General features: G+C 60.9%; 17 protein-coding genes. 10 read left to right on the forward strand and 7 right to left on the reverse strand.

The features are described from left to right. Positions 1-54: 54 nt before the first annotated feature. Complete coding sequence (locus tag ACURWW_RS10875) at positions 55-1,095, forward strand: multicopper oxidase domain-containing protein (RefSeq protein ID WP_445617240.1); 1,041 nt, start codon at positions 55-57, stop codon at positions 1,093-1,095. 274 nt (positions 1,096-1,369) lie between these two features. Here ACURWW_RS10875 and ACURWW_RS10880 read toward each other — a convergent pair whose 3' ends face one another. Genes ACURWW_RS10880 through ACURWW_RS10890 form a run of 3 tightly spaced genes read right to left on the reverse strand, consistent with a single transcriptional unit; the run spans position 1,370 to position 6,284 of the window. After that, positions 1,370-2,419, reverse strand: a complete 1,050-nt coding sequence (locus ACURWW_RS10880) for a DUF4340 domain-containing protein (protein WP_445617239.1) — start codon at positions 2,417-2,419, stop codon at positions 1,370-1,372. A gap of 3 nt (positions 2,420-2,422) precedes the next feature. Further along, positions 2,423-5,344, reverse strand: a complete 2,922-nt coding sequence (locus tag ACURWW_RS10885; protein WP_445617238.1) for a Gldg family protein — start codon at positions 5,342-5,344, stop codon at positions 2,423-2,425. Further along, positions 5,337-6,284 (reverse strand): ABC transporter ATP-binding protein, encoded by a 948-nt coding sequence (locus ACURWW_RS10890; RefSeq protein WP_445617237.1) that lies wholly within the window; start codon positions 6,282-6,284, stop codon positions 5,337-5,339. Before ACURWW_RS10890 ends, ACURWW_RS10885 begins: the two co-directional genes overlap by 8 nt. Before the next feature lie 299 nt (positions 6,285-6,583). Between ACURWW_RS10890 and ACURWW_RS10895 the strand changes: the two genes are divergently transcribed. Beyond that, positions 6,584-6,745 carry a hypothetical protein gene (locus ACURWW_RS10895; RefSeq protein ID WP_445617236.1) on the forward strand — a complete coding sequence of 54 codons (162 nt, stop codon included), beginning with the start codon at positions 6,584-6,586 and terminating at the stop codon, positions 6,743-6,745. On the opposite strand, the gene ACURWW_RS10900 is transcribed toward ACURWW_RS10895, so the two are convergent. The 3 genes from ACURWW_RS10900 to ACURWW_RS10910 form a co-directional block, all read right to left on the reverse strand. Next, on the reverse strand, positions 6,742-7,161 hold the full coding sequence (locus ACURWW_RS10900; RefSeq protein ID WP_445617235.1) for a hypothetical protein: 420 nt from the start codon (positions 7,159-7,161) through the stop codon (positions 6,742-6,744). The genes ACURWW_RS10895 and ACURWW_RS10900 overlap by 4 nt on opposite strands. Before the next feature lie 15 nt (positions 7,162-7,176). Further along, positions 7,177-8,208, reverse strand: a complete 1,032-nt coding sequence (locus ACURWW_RS10905) for a LysM peptidoglycan-binding domain-containing protein (protein WP_445617234.1) — start codon at positions 8,206-8,208, stop codon at positions 7,177-7,179. Between the two features lie 179 nt (positions 8,209-8,387). Beyond that, positions 8,388-8,621, reverse strand: a complete 234-nt coding sequence (locus ACURWW_RS10910) for a hypothetical protein (RefSeq protein WP_445617233.1) — start codon at positions 8,619-8,621, stop codon at positions 8,388-8,390. 113 nt (positions 8,622-8,734) lie between these two features. Between ACURWW_RS10910 and ACURWW_RS10915 the strand changes: the two genes are divergently transcribed. Then, positions 8,735-8,938 (forward strand): hypothetical protein, encoded by a 204-nt coding sequence (locus ACURWW_RS10915; protein WP_445617232.1) that lies wholly within the window; start codon positions 8,735-8,737, stop codon positions 8,936-8,938. Here ACURWW_RS10915 and ACURWW_RS10920 read toward each other — a convergent pair. Then, positions 8,931-9,389 (reverse strand): Lrp/AsnC family transcriptional regulator, encoded by a 459-nt coding sequence (locus ACURWW_RS10920; protein WP_445617231.1) that lies wholly within the window; start codon positions 9,387-9,389, stop codon positions 8,931-8,933. The two genes, ACURWW_RS10915 and ACURWW_RS10920, sit on opposite strands and share 8 nt — an antisense overlap. A gap of 133 nt (positions 9,390-9,522) precedes the next feature. On the opposite strand from ACURWW_RS10920, the gene hppD reads away from it, so the two are divergent. From hppD to ACURWW_RS10955, 7 genes are all read left to right on the forward strand, one after another. Then, positions 9,523-10,632, forward strand: a complete 1,110-nt coding sequence (gene hppD / locus ACURWW_RS10925; protein WP_445617230.1) for a 4-hydroxyphenylpyruvate dioxygenase — start codon at positions 9,523-9,525, stop codon at positions 10,630-10,632. A 10-nt stretch (positions 10,633-10,642) separates the two neighbouring features. Further along, positions 10,643-11,182 (forward strand): VOC family protein, encoded by a 540-nt coding sequence (locus ACURWW_RS10930; protein ID WP_445617229.1) that lies wholly within the window; start codon positions 10,643-10,645, stop codon positions 11,180-11,182. A 68-nt stretch (positions 11,183-11,250) separates the two neighbouring features. Then, positions 11,251-12,579 (forward strand): fumarylacetoacetase, encoded by a 1,329-nt coding sequence (fahA, locus tag ACURWW_RS10935; RefSeq protein ID WP_445617228.1) that lies wholly within the window; start codon positions 11,251-11,253, stop codon positions 12,577-12,579. Positions 12,580-12,623: 44 nt separating this feature from the next. Further along, positions 12,624-13,271, forward strand: a complete 648-nt coding sequence (maiA, locus tag ACURWW_RS10940; protein ID WP_445617227.1) for a maleylacetoacetate isomerase — start codon at positions 12,624-12,626, stop codon at positions 13,269-13,271. Positions 13,272-13,596: 325 nt separating this feature from the next. Beyond that, the gene (locus ACURWW_RS10945; protein ID WP_445617226.1) at positions 13,597-14,937 is read left to right on the forward strand and encodes an MFS transporter; all 1,341 of its coding nucleotides are present in this window, start codon (positions 13,597-13,599) and stop codon (positions 14,935-14,937) included. Then, positions 14,934-17,672 (forward strand): molybdopterin-dependent oxidoreductase, encoded by a 2,739-nt coding sequence (locus ACURWW_RS10950; RefSeq protein WP_445617225.1) that lies wholly within the window; start codon positions 14,934-14,936, stop codon positions 17,670-17,672. The genes ACURWW_RS10945 and ACURWW_RS10950 overlap by 4 nt, the downstream gene beginning before the upstream one ends. Then, complete coding sequence (locus ACURWW_RS10955; RefSeq protein ID WP_445617224.1) at positions 17,669-18,328, forward strand: molybdenum cofactor guanylyltransferase; 660 nt, start codon at positions 17,669-17,671, stop codon at positions 18,326-18,328. Before ACURWW_RS10950 ends, ACURWW_RS10955 begins: the two co-directional genes overlap by 4 nt. Positions 18,329-18,388 lie beyond the last annotated feature (60 nt).

The following is an 18,388-nucleotide window of genomic DNA, read 5'->3' on the forward strand; positions in this document are numbered from 1 at the left end:
ACTGAATCGAACCAGATGCCTCCCCTCGCAAGAGTGGGAGGCGAGGAGTCAACAATGAAGAATGCATCGAAAACGCGCGTGGCGATCTTTGTACTGGGAACCTTGGCGTTGCTGGGTGCGCTTTCGCTTCCGGCGACGGCGGAGGTGCGCAAATTCGAAATGACCATTGAAGAGATCGAACTGGACGTTGCCCCGGGCTTCAAGGTCAAAGCCTGGGGATTCAACGGGCAGGTGCCCGGCCCCCTGTTCCATGTGAAGGAAGGCGATCACGTGGAAGTGACTGTGCACAATTTCACTACGCTCAATCATACGGTTCACTGGCACGGCATGTTTCAGACGGCCAGCTGGAAGTCGGACGGGGTGCCCGACGTGACCCAGAAGGGCATCGAGCCGGGGGAGAGCTTTACTTACAAGTTCGTCGCGGACAAGGTGGGCACGCTCTGGTACCACTGTCATGTGAACGTGGCGGAGCATCTCGCGCTTCGGGGGATGTGGGGGCCGTTTATCGTCGAGCCCAAAAAGCCAACAAGGCTGGAGAAAAAAGTGACCAAGGATGCCATCCTGATGTTCTCAGGCTGGAACTCCGATGTGGCGCAAACCTATGGCGAAGGCGGCAAGCCGGGGGAGGTGCTCAACTATTTTTCCATTAACGGCAAGTCCTTCCCGATGAACCAGCCGCTGCGGGTCAAGGAAGGGGATGTACTGCGCCTGCGCTTGATCGCCGCATCGATTCCCACCTCCTTCCACCTCCACGGGCACGACATGCTCGTGACCCACAAGGACGGCAAGCCGCTGCCCCGGCCCTACGAAGCGGACGTGGTGCCTCTGAGCCCGGGCGAGCGCTACGACGTGATCATCGAGATGAACAATCCGGGCATCTGGATGACCCACGATCACATCGAGCATCACACCACCAACAACGGCAAAGACCACGGCGGGTCAATGCTGGTTGTGGAGTACGAAGGCATTGAGGCGGGAGACTTCTATCACTGGAAGGATCACGAATACGAGCCCGACTTCTACATGTCCGAGTCATTGGCCAAGCCGTTCGGGTTGCATGACACCGAAGTCCATAAAGGCAAGCTGCTGAATTGACCGCTGGACGACATGTTGGGTTACGGCCTCCGGCCTAACCCAACCTACAATTGTTGTGTAGTCATCGTAGGTTGGGTTAGCGAAGCGTAACCCAACATGGCCTTCCCATGCCGGTCCAAACTGCTGAATTGATTTCCGGCCCGAGTGTTGGGTTACGGCCTTCGGCCTAACCCAACCTACGGAAACGTCGCGTCTTGATGCGAGCTCTCTCGTAGGTTGGGTTAGCGAAGCGTAACCCAACATGGATACCACGCGCTCTCACCCGGTTCGCTTTTCAACTCACTTCGGGGAGGTCGCGCACCTGTGGTTTTGCGGCTTGGTCGTTGTTGTCCTCCGGGGCTTCCGTATGCACCAGGGCCGCGCGCTTGCTTGCATCCAGCAGCGGATTGGCCCGGTAGGCAGGCAATCGGAAGTACTCGGGGCGGTTGGATACCTTGAGCGTGTATTCCTCGGTCTCCGGTGATTTGCCCACTTGGTAGAGCAAGGTTTCCGCTTCCTCCCGCGTGACATTCAACTCCAGCACAGGCGCCTCCAGGCCGTAATCCGCCTTGGCTTCGCGGCCCAGCACCTCACTGTATTCCAGATTGGCCACCAGTCCCGCCAGTCGCTCGGCGGCCTTGACGTCGAGCCGCTCGCCACCCTCCAGGCCGCTGCGCGCGATCCATTGTGGGCCAGGCTCGCCCGAATTCTCGCTGGCTTCGTCCTCTCCATCGGACCTCGCAGAATCAGTCGACTCGAACCGCTCCAGCGTAAAGCCATTAACGTCGATGGCGGTCACCCGGTCTTTGGGAAACTGGAGGACAGTCTTGTCCTGCCAGTCGTCGCTGTCCGCCGGCACATCGTAAGCGGCCAGTTCCACGCGGTAGATCGCATCATCGTCGCCGGTCCTGGCATGGATCCGGCGCATACCCGGAGAGGTGCCCAGGTACAGGGTTGCCAGGTCGTCGTCTCCCCTGGCGAGCACCACCTTGCGCTCAAAGCTCTCATCGCTGACCTTGAAGCGCTTGCGGGCGTCCGCGCTGCGCGCAACGGCACCGGCGGTTTCGAGTCCGTTCAGGCGATCGAGCAACTGGTTGATCCGCTGCTCGTTGGCGGGGAAGCCTTCAAGCTGAGGCAGGGTCCATCCCGCTTCTGTTTTGACCAGTTGAACTTCCCCGCTTTCCGGTCCCTGCAGGGTGATGTGGTCCACCTCTTTTTTATCCACGGCCAGGAGTGGCCCGGGTTCACCGGTTGGCGAAAGACCGGAGTTGCCGAAACCCAGGCCGAGGGCCAGCACCAGTTGCACGCCGAGGAGGGCGGCCAGAATTTTCAGTTTGTTCTCCATGGCTTATACCTCCGCGAGAATCTGTTGATAGCGTTTGCGGTCGGACGCAGCCACGCGGCGTCGCCAGCCCCACACCACAGCCAGGCCGGCCAGGGCCAGTGCATAGTTCAGGTACTCCCAGAGGCGTTGCTCGCCTTCGGAAACCGGGTCCAGCGTGCGGGCCAGTTGGGTACGGCCACGCAGGGCCAGCAGGTCCTGATCTTCCAGGGCGTAGTCCACCGCATTCTGAATGAACGCAAGCGGCTGCAGGTAGAGCGTGTTCAGTCCCTGGGACGCGAGGGAGATGGCCGCATCTGATCCAAACGCGTTGCTGGCAATTACCAGCAATCGGGCGGATTCGGGTGACCGCTCGATGATGCCTGTGATCGCGGATTCGGCTTCGCTGTCCGCGGCGCTCTCTACGATGCCGTCACCTTCTGCGTTGCCGGCTGCACCTTCTGCGTCGGCGTCCTCACCGTTGGACTCAGCTGGCTCCACCGCCGCCAGGGGGGATTCCTTGCCTTTGTAGTAGGAGTCGAAACGGCCTTCCACAGCCACGGCCAGTACGCGCGAGCCACGGTCACCGTCCACTGCGAATCCGGTGGCCGGGAAACGCTGGTAGTCGGGCAGTACGGTGGTGCTGTCCGAGGTCCAACTGTCTTCGGAACTTCGCAGCAGTTCGCTGACCGAGCGCTGACTGTTCTTCTCGCTGTCCACAATGATGGGCGAGGCCCAGTTCATGGTGAGCTGACCCAGCGAGGCGGTGATGGGGTTGTCCTCGCTCAAACCCGCACCGCGCAGATCCGGGAAGTGCGGATAGGGCACCATGCGGTAATCACGCAGGGTCAGACCACCGATGTTGCGCTGAACCGGAATGGGCAGGGCCGCATTCTGCGGGTCGAGCACCATGCTCTGCTCAATCTCAATGCCGTGATGGGCCAGCCATTCGTCCAGACCGGAGTCCTGGGTGTTGGCGCTGACTGTCTGTGAGACTTCCACGCTGTAAGGCGAGGTGGTCATTACCACATTGCCGCCGCGCATCAGGAACTGGTCGATGGCAAAGCGCTGCTTCTCATCCAGTTCGCTGGGCGCCAGGACCAGCAGCAGGTCTGCCTCCTCGGGTACGCGGCCGTTCTTCAGATCCGTCTCCTCGATCCGGGCGTTCTCGCCCAGCACCTGTTCAAGCTGGCTGAACTGCTGGCCGTGGGGTCCGAAGGACTGGGGTTTGAACAGTGCCACGGTGTTCAGTACGCCGGGGGTCAGGCGCTGAATGGCGGCGTCGATGGAGCGCTCCAGAGCGTTCTTGTCGAGCACATCCGGCAGGGGCACTTGCACCAGGTCGTCCCCGCTTTCCAGCACCATGTAAAACCAGAACGGGTCCGGGTCCAGCAAGCCCGCGATCTGCGGGCCGAAGCCGTACTCGTCCAGCAACTGTTCCGCCAGATGGCCGTCGCCGCCGTCCGGATCCTGGAAGCTGATCTGCAACCGGTCGCCGGCAGCCGCCTTGTAGCGTTCGAGCAACTCTTCAAGCTGCTTGCGCAGCTCCTGCAGGCTTTCGGGCAGTTTTTCGTCCGGCGACATGTAACCCCTGAAGGTCACCGTCTGATTGAGCCCGGCAAAGGGATCGCCCCCGGCGCGCCACGCTCCGGCCACCTTGCGGATGGCGCCGGTGATGGCGTACTCCGGGTTGTTCAGGACAACATCCAGTTCCCCTTCCTGATGGGACTTCACCTCGATCAGGTCCTGATAGCTCAGGGTTTCAAACTCATCTCCGTAGGCAATCACCACGTCGAAGTAAGAACTTACTACGGCGGCCTGGTAGCGATCCGCCGTCTGGAAGGGGACGGGGCGGATGCCGTACTGGGCTGCCGCTTCTTCTTCCGCCTCCGGGTCGCGGGTGGGATCAATGAACTCCACCCGGGCGCGGCCGTCTGCCGCCACTGCGTACTCCTCCAGCAGGTCTTTGATCTGGGGAACGATCGGTGCCAGGTAGGGATGCGTCTTCGCGGAGAAGTAACCGCGAATCAGCAGCGGCTCCTGCAGGCTCGCCAGTTGCTGTTCCGTCGCCTCGGAGAGGGAGTAGAGATTGCCCTCGGTGATGTCCGCCCGGGCCCAGTTGATGGGGGCGAGCCAGAGGTTGGCCGCCAGGAAGTTGGCCGCAGTGAGACCCACCAGCCAGCCCCAGAGCGCATGATTGCGGCTGCGGGGGTTGCCGGCCCAGCGCAGGCGCTCCAGGCTGAACAGATTGAGGGTCAGGAACACCCCGACCATGGACAGGTAGTAGTAAATGTCCCGTAAATCCAGCACGCCGCGGGTGATGGAATCAAAACGGGTGCCGGTGCCCAGCAGGGCCAGCAATCCGCCTATTTGGTGGCCGAACAGGTTGGTGAGGGTGTCCGAGCCAATCAGGTAGAACACGCCGCAAACCACCGCCGTCAGGATCAGGGCGACGATGGGGTTGTCCGTGCGGACGCTCATGAAAAGCCCGATGGCGATGTAGCCGGCCGCCAGAAACAGGGTCGCCACGTAACCGCCAATCACCGGGCCCCAGTCCAGCGGCCCTAGCAGGGCCACAGTGAAGGCGAGGGGCAGGGTCAATGCCAGCGCCACGGCCACAAGCCCGAGCGCGCCGAGGAACTTGCCCAGTACCAGTGACAGGGGCGAGATGGGTGCGGTAAACAGGCTCTCCATCGTTCCCGCCCGCCGCTCCTCGGACCAGGAGCGCATGGTCAGGGCCGCCACCAGGAAGATCAGCAGCAAGGGCATCCACTGGAACATGGGCCGCAGATCGGCAATGTTGCGGGCGAAGAAGGTTTCCACCCAGAAGAACACAAACAACGTAACCGCCAGAAAAGCCCCCAGGAAGAGGTAGGCGGCGGGTGTGGAAAAGAAGCCGCGGAACTCCTTGCTGGCCACGCGGCCGATGGGTTTGCTCCACTCAGGCATGGGCCACCTCCTTATCCTCCAGTTGGTCAGTGCTTACCTCGTGGCTGTTTACGCGGGCGAATACCGCTTCCAGATCCTGCCGTTCCGGCTTCAGTTCATGCAGGGCCAGGCCGGCGCTGGTGAGTGCCGTCGCGACCCTGGGCGCAACCTCGGGCGCGGCGTCCAGGCGGTAGCGGTGCAAGCCTTCGCTGGCGGACTCCTGGTTGATGGCCGCAACCCCTTCCACCTTGTCCAGAGCGGCGCGGGCATCGCCGTCCACGGTAACCAGCAGTGCCCGGCTGCGCTGCAATTCGTCGATGCGCGAGTCCACTTCCAGCCGGCCCTGACGCAGTATCAGCACCCGCTCACACACGGCCTGAACTTCCTGCAGGATGTGGGTGGACAAAATCACCGTGGCGGTTCGGGCCAGTTCCCGAATCAGGTCCCGCATGTGCAGGATCTGGGTCGGGTCCAGCCCGTTGGTGGGCTCGTCCAGAATGACGATGTCCGGCTCGTGAAGAATGGCCTGGGCCACGCCCACGCGCTGCCGGTACCCGCGGGACAGGGTCTGGATGGGGGCGGTGGCTTTCTCCTTCAGGGCCGTGCGGCGGATTGCTCGCGCAATGGATTCATCCCGATTGCCTTCCGCAACCCCGTGCAGGCTGGCTTGGTAGCTCAGGTAGTCGATCACGCTCATCTCCGGCCACACCGGACAGTTCTCCGGCAGGTAGCCAATGCGGGCCTGAATGGCTGCCGTATCCTTGCCGACCTCCAGATCGTCCACGCGAATACGCCCCGCAGTGGGTTCCAGATAGCCGGTAATCATTTTCATGATGGTGGTCTTGCCCGCGCCGTTATGGCCCAGCAGGCCCACCACTTCGCCGCGCTCGATGCGAAAGCTCACATCATCCACGGCGGTGAAGTCGCCGTAACGGCGCACCAGGTGTTCTACTTGGATCATGGAATTCTCTCCTCGAGGAAAGATTTGTTATTGAATTGCGATACGCAATGCGCCCACAGCCGCGACGCCGGAGGGGGCGGCCCGGGGCCATGACAACAGGTCCGGGAACGTGGACCCGGAAAAAGGAGGGGAGCGCGCAAAGGCGGCGCGGAAGCTCACCGATGCGAGAAAATTTCTGAACCGCATTGATCGGTGGACCTCCCAAACGCCAACACGGGGTTAATGTTAATTGAAGCGACAAGACCGATTCCGGCCATGAAAGTTCCGGCTCGGAATCAGGCGGAATGTGGGAGCGACGAATGGAATTTCAAGAGCCTGCGGCCCATCAAGAAGCTAAAAGGGTGGTGACTTTTCAGCCTGCGCCGGAATGCCCCGCTAAGGCTGGCGCTGAAAACAACGAAGCGGTGGAAGGTGATTTGGGTGAAGCGGGTTCGCGCGAGAACACTATGATTAAAATCTAGCTCGACCAACCGTATAGGTACAGTGCAATGAGCGTGTGAATCAAGTAAATGATGAACAGAAGCGAGCCAAAGAGCAAAAGTGAGAACTGTATGCGGCAGGCGATCACCGTGCGTCTGCTGACGGGCAATGGGTCGGTCAATCCTTTGAATCTTTTTCGCCTTGAAATGTTTGGCGCTGCGATGAGGGTGAAATAGATCCCGGTCTTCCAGTAGTTGAAAGGCCACACAAGGCAGTTGATCTGCTCGGACCTTCGGAAATACGGTTCCCGCAGCAATATATCATCCAACCGCGACAGGACACGATGGAGATAAATCCAAAGAGGGATCATGGTGATCAGTAGAACTGCGACACAGCTCCAGATGACCAGCATCGTTAACAACATGGGGTGGAGCTCGCTCCAAACGATTTCAGTCACGATTTGCACTCGTCCTCACAAGACAGACATAGCTGCGTTTGAAAGCTTAGGTGTGCCGCGTGCCGACCATTCCGTACCTGAAGGTTTGCACAATGTTGATACGCCCAACGCGTTAACGAAGTCGATTGGTTGCCCATTGGCATTATACAAATTCCGCGCTGTGCGACCGGAAAAATAGCCAAAAGCAGCACCTCCAGCTCCGATTGCTAGCGCTCCAACCCAGCCGACCGGGGTAGCCATAAGGAAAATCGCCAACCCTGCTCCGGCGCCGAAGGCGACACCACCCATTATGCCACCCACACTCTCCACCAGGATCTCGTTCTTTTTCCCGGCGTCATTCGTCTGCGCGATCTCATGGCAGGCGATTCCCAGCCCCACGATCGACAAGGCTACACCACCGCGTGCGGCCAATTTGGAAACGCGCTGCATTTTTGCGATCTGTCGGGTAATGGGCTGGGTTGGGGCGGCACCGCGCTTGCGCGAAATCCGTAACATCTCGTTGGGGCTTTTGCTTCCGTTAAGCAGAAAGTGCGTGGGGCCAAGCCGCTGGGTGACTTGTTTTACGAGCTTTGCGCGACGGTAATCATAGCGCCCCTTGCTGATTTCACCTCGTTTGAACTCCTCGTAATTCTCAACCATCTCGGCGAGCAGCGGAGCGTTCCCCTTGAATGTCCGGTCGATGGCCGCCAGTTGGGCCGAACCCGTGCCCAGCATGAGTTTGGCAAGGCCGATTTGCAGGTTTCGCTCGTCCGGGGTCGCGGTGCTCCAGTCGCGCTGCAAAACTGGATACCAGTCCTCCAGCGAGTAAACGGGGCGCTGTGGAATAGGGCAAGACTGGACAGGCACTTCCAGCCGGATCAGTTGCCCCGGCACAATGTGGTTGGGGTTTTTGATCGCCGGGTTTGCCGCCCGGATGGAGCGGATAATTTCCTGACGCCGAACTGGCGTTACCTGACCATAGTAGCGATTAACGATGGTCGTAAGTGTGTCGCCGGTCGTAACCGAGTACGCGACGGTGTCCGTAGAATCCCTAAAGTGGCTGGTCATGGCTTATTCCCTGTTATTTGCTTCCCGAATCCCGCCTCCGGCGCGGGGAAAATTATGACGCCGTGATCGAAGCCTTTCATGCGAAAAAAGTTGTACTCCCTCGCCGTTGGATTGTTAGTCTGGTCACATCGCGGTCGTCGGGGGACTTATGTCGGGCGGTGGGTGTCATCTGCGCCGAATCAGCCGGGACAACTCTCGAATCGGTCGTTCAATAGCTTTCGAAGTAACTGTGCCTGTTCTTCCAGCACCACGGAATAGTTGGTCCGCAGGCCCAGCGGCACCTCGCAATCGTTTGAATCGGCGATGGACTGATCCTTTCGGAACTGGACACGACCATCGCCAAGTATCAGGATCTGGCGTCGCGCACCCAGGGCGGCTACGACATCGACGATCTGGCTGGCCTGTACACCCAAATGGGACGTGAATACAAGCGATTGCCCCAGTTGTACAAGGATCTCTGGGCCATCTTTGGCGCGGTCAAGAACAGGGTGACTACGAGCAGCTTCGCCAGGTTCTGGTGCCCAGGATGAAAGAGATCAACGGGGAACTGGTGGACGTCAATCTTGAAACAAGGGCGGACTTTTATCAGGCGCTGACTGAGTTTGGGGGATGTTTGAAGGTGGCCCTGCAGTCTGCCAGCTTTTACGAGGACAGCGCCTTCAGCGACTGGACAGCACCGCGGCAGTGTTGCTCTAGAAACGCGGGCACGGCTTCGCGCCCCGCTACGTAATAGGCAAACTGTCGCTCTGCTTGATAGGCACCAGGCTGAAATTGGACTCAATGTTGGTCACCCCGGCAAACTTCAGGATGCGTTGCATGACCAGCTCGGAGAAGTGATCCATGCTGGTGGCCACCACTTTCAACAGGTAGTCGTAGGAGCCGCTCATCCCGTGGCATTCCACGATAAACTCCTCGGCCTCTACCTGGGCGAGAAACTGGCGGGTCTTGGCCTCGTCCTTGTCGAGGCGGATCTGGACAAAGGCTGTGACCTGCAGCCCCAGCTGGCGCTGATCCAGGCGCGCGGCGTAGTGGCGGATCGCACCGCTCTCTTCCAGGGCTTTCATCCGGCGGAAGCAAGGGGACTCGGAAAGGCCCACGCGACTGGCCAGTTCCACATTGGAGATGCGCCCTTCTGTCTGGAGGATGCGCAGTATTTCCCGCTCGGCACGGTCAAATTTCACAGGTGGATTCCTTCTATTTGTTTCAACGACTCGGCATATTAATGCCCAAACTGACGTATTGGAACAATTTTTAGGCGAAAGTCGTCCCTTTAGCATTGTTATGCTGCCCTGCTATTTATCAGGAGGACGAGCCATGACAGCCAATAACACGCCCAACCTCGAAAACCCCATGGGGCTCGACGGCTTTGAATTCGTTGAGTTCGCCGCGCCTGAGCGCGGCATTCTGGAGCCTGTATTCCAATCCCTCGGCTTCAGTTGCGTGGCGCACCACCGCTCGAAGGACGTGGACCTCTGGCGTCAGGGAGACATCAATTTCATCATCAACTACGAGCCCCATTCACCTGCGGCCTACTATGCCGAAGAGCACGGCCCGTCGGCCTGTGGCATGGGCTTTCGGGTCAAGGATGCGGCCAAAGCTTACGCCCGCGCCGTGGAACTGGGCGCTGAGCCGGTGGATGTTCCTACCGGCCCCATGGAGCTCCGGCTGCCAGCCATCCGCGGCATTGGTGGCGCCGTTCTGTATTTGATCGACCGTTACGAGGACGGCCTGTCCATCTACGACATCGACTTCGAGTTTCTGGAAGGTGTGGACCGGCACCCCGAAGGCTGCGGCTTCAAGGTCATCGATCATCTTACCCACAACGTCTATCGCGGACGGATGGATTACTGGGCCGGTTATTACGAGAAGCTCTTCAACTTCCGCGAGATTCGCTACTTCGACATCAAAGGCGAATACACCGGCCTCAAATCCCGCGCCATGTCGGCGCCGGACGGAAAGATCCGCATTCCTCTGAACGAGGAGGCGGAAGGGGGCAGCGGCCAGATTGAAGAGTTCCTGGTGCAGTACAAGGGCGAAGGCATCCAGCACATCGCCTTTCTCTGCGACGACCTGCCCGCCTGCTGGGACCGGCTCAAGGCCCTCGGCATGAAGTTCATGCCACCGCCGCCCGAGACTTATTACGAGATGCTGGACGAGCGCCTGCCCAACCACGGCGAGCCGGTGGACGAGCTCAAATCCCGCGGCATTCTGCTGGACGGCTCCACGGAAGAGGGCGACCCGCGCCTGCTGCTGCAGATCTTCTCTGAAACCCTGGTGGGGCCCATCTTCTTCGAGTTTATCCAGCGCAAGCGTGACGAAGGCTTCGGCGAAGGTAACTTTGCGGCGCTGTTCGAGTCCATAGAGCGGGATCAGCTGCGCCGCGGCGTTATCAAAGCCGGGGCGGGAAAGGAGGCGAATGCCTGAGGAGCTAACGATGCAACTGAAGCGGATTCACCACGTCGCCTACCGCTGCCGCGACGCGAAGGAGACGGTGGAATTTTACCAGCGCGTTCTGGGCATGGACTTCGTGCTCGCCATCGCGGAGGACCGAGTGCCCTCCACCAAGGAGCCGGACCCGTACATGCACGTGTTCCTGGACGCAGGGATGGGCAATGTGCTGGCGTTTTTTGAGCTGCCCAACTCCCCGGACATGGGGCGGGACGGTAACACGCCGTCCTGGGTGCAGCACATCGCCTTCGAGCTGGAAGATTTCGCGGCGCTGAAAAAAGCCAAGGCGGCGCTCGAGGACGAAGGGCTCGACGTGCTTGGGCCGGTGAACCACGGAATTTTTCAGTCCATCTATTTCCATGATCCCAACGGCCACCGCATCGAACTTGCCGCCAACACCTGCACGGACGAGGAAATGCGCAAGCTCCACGAAGTCGCCCCGGCCATGCTGGAAGAGTGGAGCCGCACCAAGCGGGCGCCCAAACATGCGGCCTGGTTGCACGAGAAGGAATTCGTGGAGCCGTAAAACGCAACGGGCGCACTTCTGCCGTCGTTGACCCTACTCACAAGCTCGAACAAGATCCGGAGGTCTGCGTGCACACCATCAACGAAACCCACGACCCTGCCCTGAAAAGCTGGGTCGAATCGGCTAATGAGCCCGGTTGCGATTTCCCGATCCAGAACCTTCCCTTCGCCGTTTTTCGCCACGCGGAAAGCGGGGAAAGCTGGCGCGGCGGGGTCGCCATCGGGGACCGTGTTGTCGACCTGAAACGGCTACGGGCCGAGAAGTTGTTCAGTGGTGACGCGGCTGAGGCCGTGGCTGCCGCGAGCGAAGAGTCGCTTAATGCCTTCATGGGCCTGGGGCCTGAGTACTGGAGCGCGCTGCGGATTGCGTTGTCCCGCGCCCTGCGGGAGGGTGCGAAAGAGGAGAAGGCCCTACGCTCCTGCCTGGTACCCCAGTCGCAGGTGGTGTTCGACCTGCCCGCCCGTATTGGCGACTACACGGATTTTTACACTTCCATCCATCACGCCACCAACGTGGGCCGGCAGTTCCGCCCGGATAATCCGCTGTTGCCCAACTATCGCTGGGTGCCGATCGGCTACCACGGGCGCAGCTCGTCCATTGGTGTGTCCGGGCAGAGCTTTCCGCGGCCCTGCGGGCAGACCCGGGCGCCCGATCAGGAGGTTCCGGCATTCGGGCCGTCCCGGCGCATGGATTTCGAGCTGGAGATGGGCATTTATATCGGTGCCGGCAATCGGCCGGGGCACCCGGTGGACATCGAAGAAGCGGAATCCCACATTTTTGGTCTGTGCCTGCTGAACGACTGGTCCGCGCGCGACTTGCAGGCCTGGGAATACCAGCCGCTCGGGCCCTTTCTTTCCAAAAACTTCGCCTCTACCGTCTCCCCGTGGATCGTCACTCTGGAGGCGTTGGCGCCCTACCGCCTGGGGTTCAACCGGGGCGAGGGGGAGCCGCAACCGCTGGCCTATCTGGATTCCACCGGCAATCGGGCGGCGGGCGCCATCGACATTTGCCTGGAGAGCTGGATCGAAACGGAGAAAATGCGCGGCAGTGGCGCGGCGCCGGTGCGCCTGTCCGCCACCAGCTTCCGGCACTCCTACTGGACCATCGGCCAGCTGGTGACCCACCACACCGTTAACGGCTGCAACCTCTGCCCCGGCGATCTGCTGGGCAGCGGCACCCAATCCGGTCCGCGCCGGGAGGAGGCGGGGTCAATGCTGGAACTGTCCGCCGGCGGCAAAGAGCCGGTAGACCTGGGCAACGGAGAGCAACGTGCCTTTCTGGAAGACGGCGACAGAGTCATCCTGCGCGGTTATTGTGAGAAAGAGGGCGCAGCCCGCATCGGCTTTGGCGAGTCTTCCGGGACGCTGCTGGCTCCCGTCCACCCGGCGGTCAGATAATTGCGGCCGGATCACTCATCCCACTGGCACACCGAGGGCAGCGAATGAAACTGTACAGCTATTTTAGATCGTCAGCCGCCTACCGAATGCGAATCGCATTGAACCTGAAAGGGCTTGACTACGAAACCGTGCCCGTCAGTCTGATCAAGGGGGAGCAACAGAGCGACGACTACCTGGAGCGCAACCCCCAGGGGCTGGTACCCGCCCTGGAACTGGACGATGGCAGCATCCTGACCCAATCGATGGCCATGTGCGAATACCTTGAAGAACAGTATCCCCAGCCGCCCCTGTTGCCCAAAGCGGCCACGGATCGTGCGCGGGTGAGAGCCATCGCCAATATGATTGCCTGCGACATTCATCCCCTCAACAATTTACGGGTACTCAAATACCTGACCGGCCATCTGCACGATGCGGAAGAGAACAAACTGGAGTGGTACCGCCACTGGGTGAACACCGGCTTCAATGCCCTGGAGAAGGTTCTCGCCAACGGCAATCACACAGGAGAATTCTGTCACGGTGACCAGCCCGGCCTGGCGGACGTATTCCTGGTGCCGCAGGTGTATAACGCACAGCGATACGACTGCGACCTCAAACCGTTTCCTTACATTGCCCGTATAGCCGCCCGGTGCCAGACGCTTCCCGAGTTTGCCAAGGCGCACCCGGACAATCAGCCGGACGCCGCCGCGAAGTGATACCCAGGGGGTCGACTTTCCCTGTGCACCACAAGCGCGCTTTTTTCGTGAGCCACCTTGAAACACAATTTCGCTCTCTGCACCGTAAGTGAACAGGGCCGGTAACGCCGCATGACTGTCCGAGAGAGATCTACTGGTTTTCCGGGCACAAGGACTTCGCTCCGGGTGTGTGTGTCGGTGGGTCTGAAAGCGCGTTGTCACGGGGCTTTCGGGAACCCGCGACTCGCTGACAACAATCCGGCCCATTGATTATGATCCGCCAGCGAGCGCGTGGCACATTGGTTGCTGAGTGCATGCCGTCTTCACATCGGCAGGTGCACACCCAATGCATACGGACAAAGCAAACCGCATCGAAATCTTCAATCTCCGGCTAAAACAGAGCCGCATCTTCCATCTCAGTTGGCTGGCCTTCTTCATCTGTTTTTTCGCCTGGTTCGCCTGCGCACCGCTGATGCCGGTGATTCGCGGCGAGTTCGATTTGTCTCCCGCGCAAATAGCCAACATCAATATTGCGGCGGTTGCCATCACCATTCTCGTGCGGTTGGTAGTGGGGCCTCTCTGTGATCGCTTCGGACCGCGCCGGACTTATTCCGGCCTGATGCTGATCGGTGCGATTCCCGTCTTCGGCGTCGCCGCTGCACAAAGCTACGAAAGTTTTCTGTTGTTTCGTTTACTGATTGGCGGTGTGGGCGCGAGCTTCGTAATCACCCAGTATCACACCTCGGTGCTTTATGGCCCCAACGTCGTCGGCACCGCCAACGCCCTGGCAGCAGGTTGGGGCAACGCAGGCGGCGGCGCGGCACAGGCGCTGATGCCCCTGCTGCTGGGAGGTGTCGTGATGCTGGGGGTGCAGGAAGCAGCCGGGTGGCGAGCAGCGCTGTTGGTGCCCGGCGTTCTGATGGTGATTATGGCCTTTGTCTACTGGCGCTACACCGAGGACTGTCTGGGTGGCAACTTCAGTGAGCTCCGGGCCGCTGGCCTGATGTCGGACAAAAAAGGCGGCTGGTCGAGCTTCAAACTGGCTGCCTCCAATTATCGTGTGTGGATGTTATTCGTCACCTACGGCGCATGCTTCGGGGTGGAGATTTTCATGCACACCATCGTAGCCATTTACTTCATCGATCACTTCGATCTGAGTCTGAAAACCGCCGGCCTGGCCGCCGGCAGCTTCGGTCTGCTGGCGCTGTTTGCACGCGCGCTGGGGGGCTGGTTGTCGGACCGGGTGGCTCGTAACCGGGGCCTCGATGCGCGTACTACTTTGCTGTGTGCGTTAATTGTGTGCGAAGGCACGGGCCTGGTTCTGTTCTCCATGATGAACGCCCCGGCGCCGGCAATTCTCCTCATGCTGTGCTTCGGCTTGTTTACCCACATGGCTTGCGGGGCCACCTATGCCCTGGTGCCTTTTGTGGACCGCCGGGCACTGGGCGGGGTGGCCGGCATTGTGGGCGCAGGCGGTAATGTGGGCGCGGTGGGCGCCGGCTTTCTTTTGTTGTGGCTCGCCGACGTTCAGCTAACGCTTTCGGTGCTCGGGCTCCTGGTGCTGGCGTCGGCACTGTGCGCCATTGCGGTTCGCTTCTCCGCGGAGCACAAAGCGGCGGAGGAGCGCTCGATTCGCGCGGCCAACAGTGGGGCGCAGATTCCTGTAGTCGCGGGTGCATCCCGGTGAGCGTTGCCACGGGCAATCCCCGCGTCTCTGATCCGGTAACAATCAAAACCACCTGCCCCTATTGTGGCGTGGGCTGCGGGATCACTGCCACTCACCTCCCGGGTGCGGAACAGCCGCTTCAATTGCAGGGCGATCCGGTGCATCCGGCCAACCTGGGCCGGCTCTGTGTCAAAGGGGCTGCTCTGGGGGAGACCATCGAACTCGAGGGGCGATTGTTGCGCCCACTCATTCGGGAGAAAAACGAGGCGGCACGGTCTGTGTCCTGGGATGAATCCCTGAGCCGGATTGCCGACGGAATCCAGCGAGTCATTGACCGTCATGGACGCGAGGCGGTGGCGTTCTACGTGTCTGGGCAGTTGCTCACGGAAGATTACTACGTTGCCAACAAATTCGTAAAAGGCTGGCTCGGCACCGCGAACATCGATACCAACTCCCGCCTGTGTATGTCCTCGGCGGTGGCGGGACACAAGCGGGCCTTTGGGGAGGACATTGTTCCGGGCAACTACGAGGACCTGGAGCAGGCGGACCTGGTGGTGCTGGTGGGCTCCAACACCGCCTGGTGCCACCCGGTGATTCATCAACGAATTCTCCAGGCGCGCTGCGACGACCCCCGAAAGCGGATTGTCGTTATCGACCCGCGCCGCACAGCCACTTGCGAGCAGGCCGATCTGCACCTATCGATCGCGGCAGGTAGCGATGTGTGGCTTTTCAACGGGCTGCTCGCCTACCTTCATGACCACGGCGAGGTGGATGCGGAGTTTGTGGAAACATCAACCCGCGGAGCCGAAGAGGCCTTGCGCGTTGCTCGTGAACATACAAAAGATATTGAGGGAGTCGCCGCTGCCTGCCAGCTTCCTGCGGACCAGGTGCAGGAGTTTTACAGCCTTTTTGCACGCACCCGGAAGGTGGTCACGGTGTTCTCCCAGGGGGTAAACCAGTCCTCCAGCGGGACTGACAAGGTCAACAGCATCATTAACTGCCATCTGCTGTCGGGCCGAATGGGCAAGTCGGGCATGGGGCCGTTTTCGATCACCGGACAGCCGAACGCCATGGGCGGCCGGGAGGTGGGCGGGCTGGCAAACACCCTGGCCGCACATCTGCATCTGGAGTCCCCCGCACATCGCAAACTGGTGCAGGATTTCTGGGGCAGCCCGCGGATGGCTGAGCGGCCGGGTCTGACAGCGGTCGAGCTCTTCGAGGCGATTCACCAGGGGCGCATCAGAGCGCTTTGGATCATGGCCACCAATCCGGTGGTCAGCCTGCCCGATGCGGACCGTGTGCAGAACGCACTGCAGAAGCTCGATCTGCTGGTGGTTTCCGATCTGTTCGCAAATACGGACACGGCTCGGCACGCCCACGTTGTTCTTCCCGCACTGGGGTGGGGTGAAAAAGACGGCACCGTCACCAACTCGGAACGGCGCATTTCCCGGCAGCGTGCGTTTCTGCCTGCGCCCGGTCAGGCGCGACCCGATTGGTGGGCCGTGTGTCGGGTCGCACAGCGGCTCGGTTGTGCAGGGTTCGACTATCGCGATGCCCACGAAATATTCTCCGAACACGCAAGCCTTTCCGCCTGGCGCAACCGGCCGGGGCAGGTGCCCCGCGCGTTCAACCTGGCGGGGCTTGCCCGCTTGGACCGCTCTGCCTACGACGCACTGGAACCCTGCCAATGGCCGCTTTCAGAAGAGAGCGGCGACAGCGCCCGTTTGTTTGAGAATGGCGTGTTTTTTCATCCCGATGGCAGGGCCCGCTTGGTTCCCACTCCCCCGAGGGAGCCCGCGAATCCGCCCGACCACGAGTACCCGCTGGTACTGAACACGGGGCGGGTACGCAACCACTGGCACACCATGACCCGCACCGGGCGCTCCGCTCGTTTGTGCGCCCACTTGCCGGAGCCTTTCGTGGACATGCACCCATACGAAGCCATGCTTCATGGCGTTCAGGGCGGCCATTTGGTTCGTGTGGAAAGTCGTTGGGGAAACATGGTGGCGCGCCTGCGTTGCACCGCCGATCAGCCGCGGGGCGCAGTGTTCATCCCCATCCACTGGACCGATCAGGTGGCCTCCGACGGCCGGGTTGGCGCCCTGGTGAATCCAGTGGTGGATCCGGTGTCCGGTGAGCCGGAATTCAAGCACACGCCGGTGCGGGTGACGCCATTTCCGGTGGATTGGCATGCTGTGATGCTCACCCGCTGGCCGCTGCGCGCCGGGAGTGAACTTTTGCCGGCCTACTGGACCCGAATCCAGGGGAGCGGTTTTCTCCGCTATGAACTGGCCGGAAGGGAGGCTCTTGAGGACCCGAGGGACTGGTGCCGCACGTTGCTGGGCCTTGGAGAGGAGGTGCTCTGGTGGGATGTGCGGGAAACCGGCTCGGGACGATATCGGGCAGCGGGTGTGATCGATGATCGCCTGCAGGTCGGCTTCTTTCTTTCCCCGCGAGCGGATCTTCCCGATCGGCATTGGCTCGAAGATCTCTTTGGGCAGGGCCAACTCAGCGAGGCCGACTGGGCTGGACTTAAACTGGGCTGCCCGCCGGCGGGTTCAACCATTGGCGCGGGCGCCACGGTCTGCTCCTGCTTTTCGGTCAACCGGAACGCCATTATCGAGGCGGTGCGAGAGGCCGGACTGGATTCTGTAGAAGCAGTCGGCAGGGCACTCGGTGCGGGAACCAACTGCGGTTCCTGCCAGCCGGAAATTCGTCAGTTGATCGAGCGCGCTCGTTACCCGGAGGATGCGTGAGTGCAGGGCCGGAGATTTCACAAGCCGATGTGACCGTCGCCGTTCTGGCGGGCGGTCGGGGCTCGCGCATGGGGGGCGCGGACAAGGGCCTGCTGAGTCTCGGCGGCCGACCGCTCGTGGAGCGCGTACTCGCGTCCGTGCCCGCTGAACAGTCACGGCTGATTGTTGCCAACCGCAACCTGGATGATTACCGCCGCTTTGGGACTCCCGTGTACACTGATCCCTGGCCCGATCAGCGAGGTCCGCTGGCGGGCATTCTCACCGCAATTCGAGCGGCCAAAACCCCCTGGGTGCAGATTCTTCCCTGCGAAGCCATTCGTCTTCCGCAAACCATGGGCGCAACCCTGCGAGAAACTTGCGCGCAATTGCCGGCGAATATGGCCTATCCCCGTTGGGAGGGCCAGGGCCAGTATCTGTGCTGTCTTCTCCGGCGGGATCTGCGCGCCCCATTGGCCGCTGCTCTTGAAGCCGGGGAACGCCGGGTTGCCCGCTGGCTCGCCCGAGAGCGCGCCGTTCCGGTGGACCTCCCCGTGATTGGCGAGCCATACATCTGGAGCATCAATACCGAGTCCGAATGGATTTACGCGCAGGACGTGATAAGCCCTCCCGCAGCTCGACACACCGACAATAGTGAACCAACCCGTAGGTTGGGTTAGCGAAGCGTAACCCAACACCGAGCTTCAATCTGGCACTGTGTTGGGTTACGGCCTGCGGCC

This window comes from Gilvimarinus sp. F26214L (genome assembly GCF_054401055.1).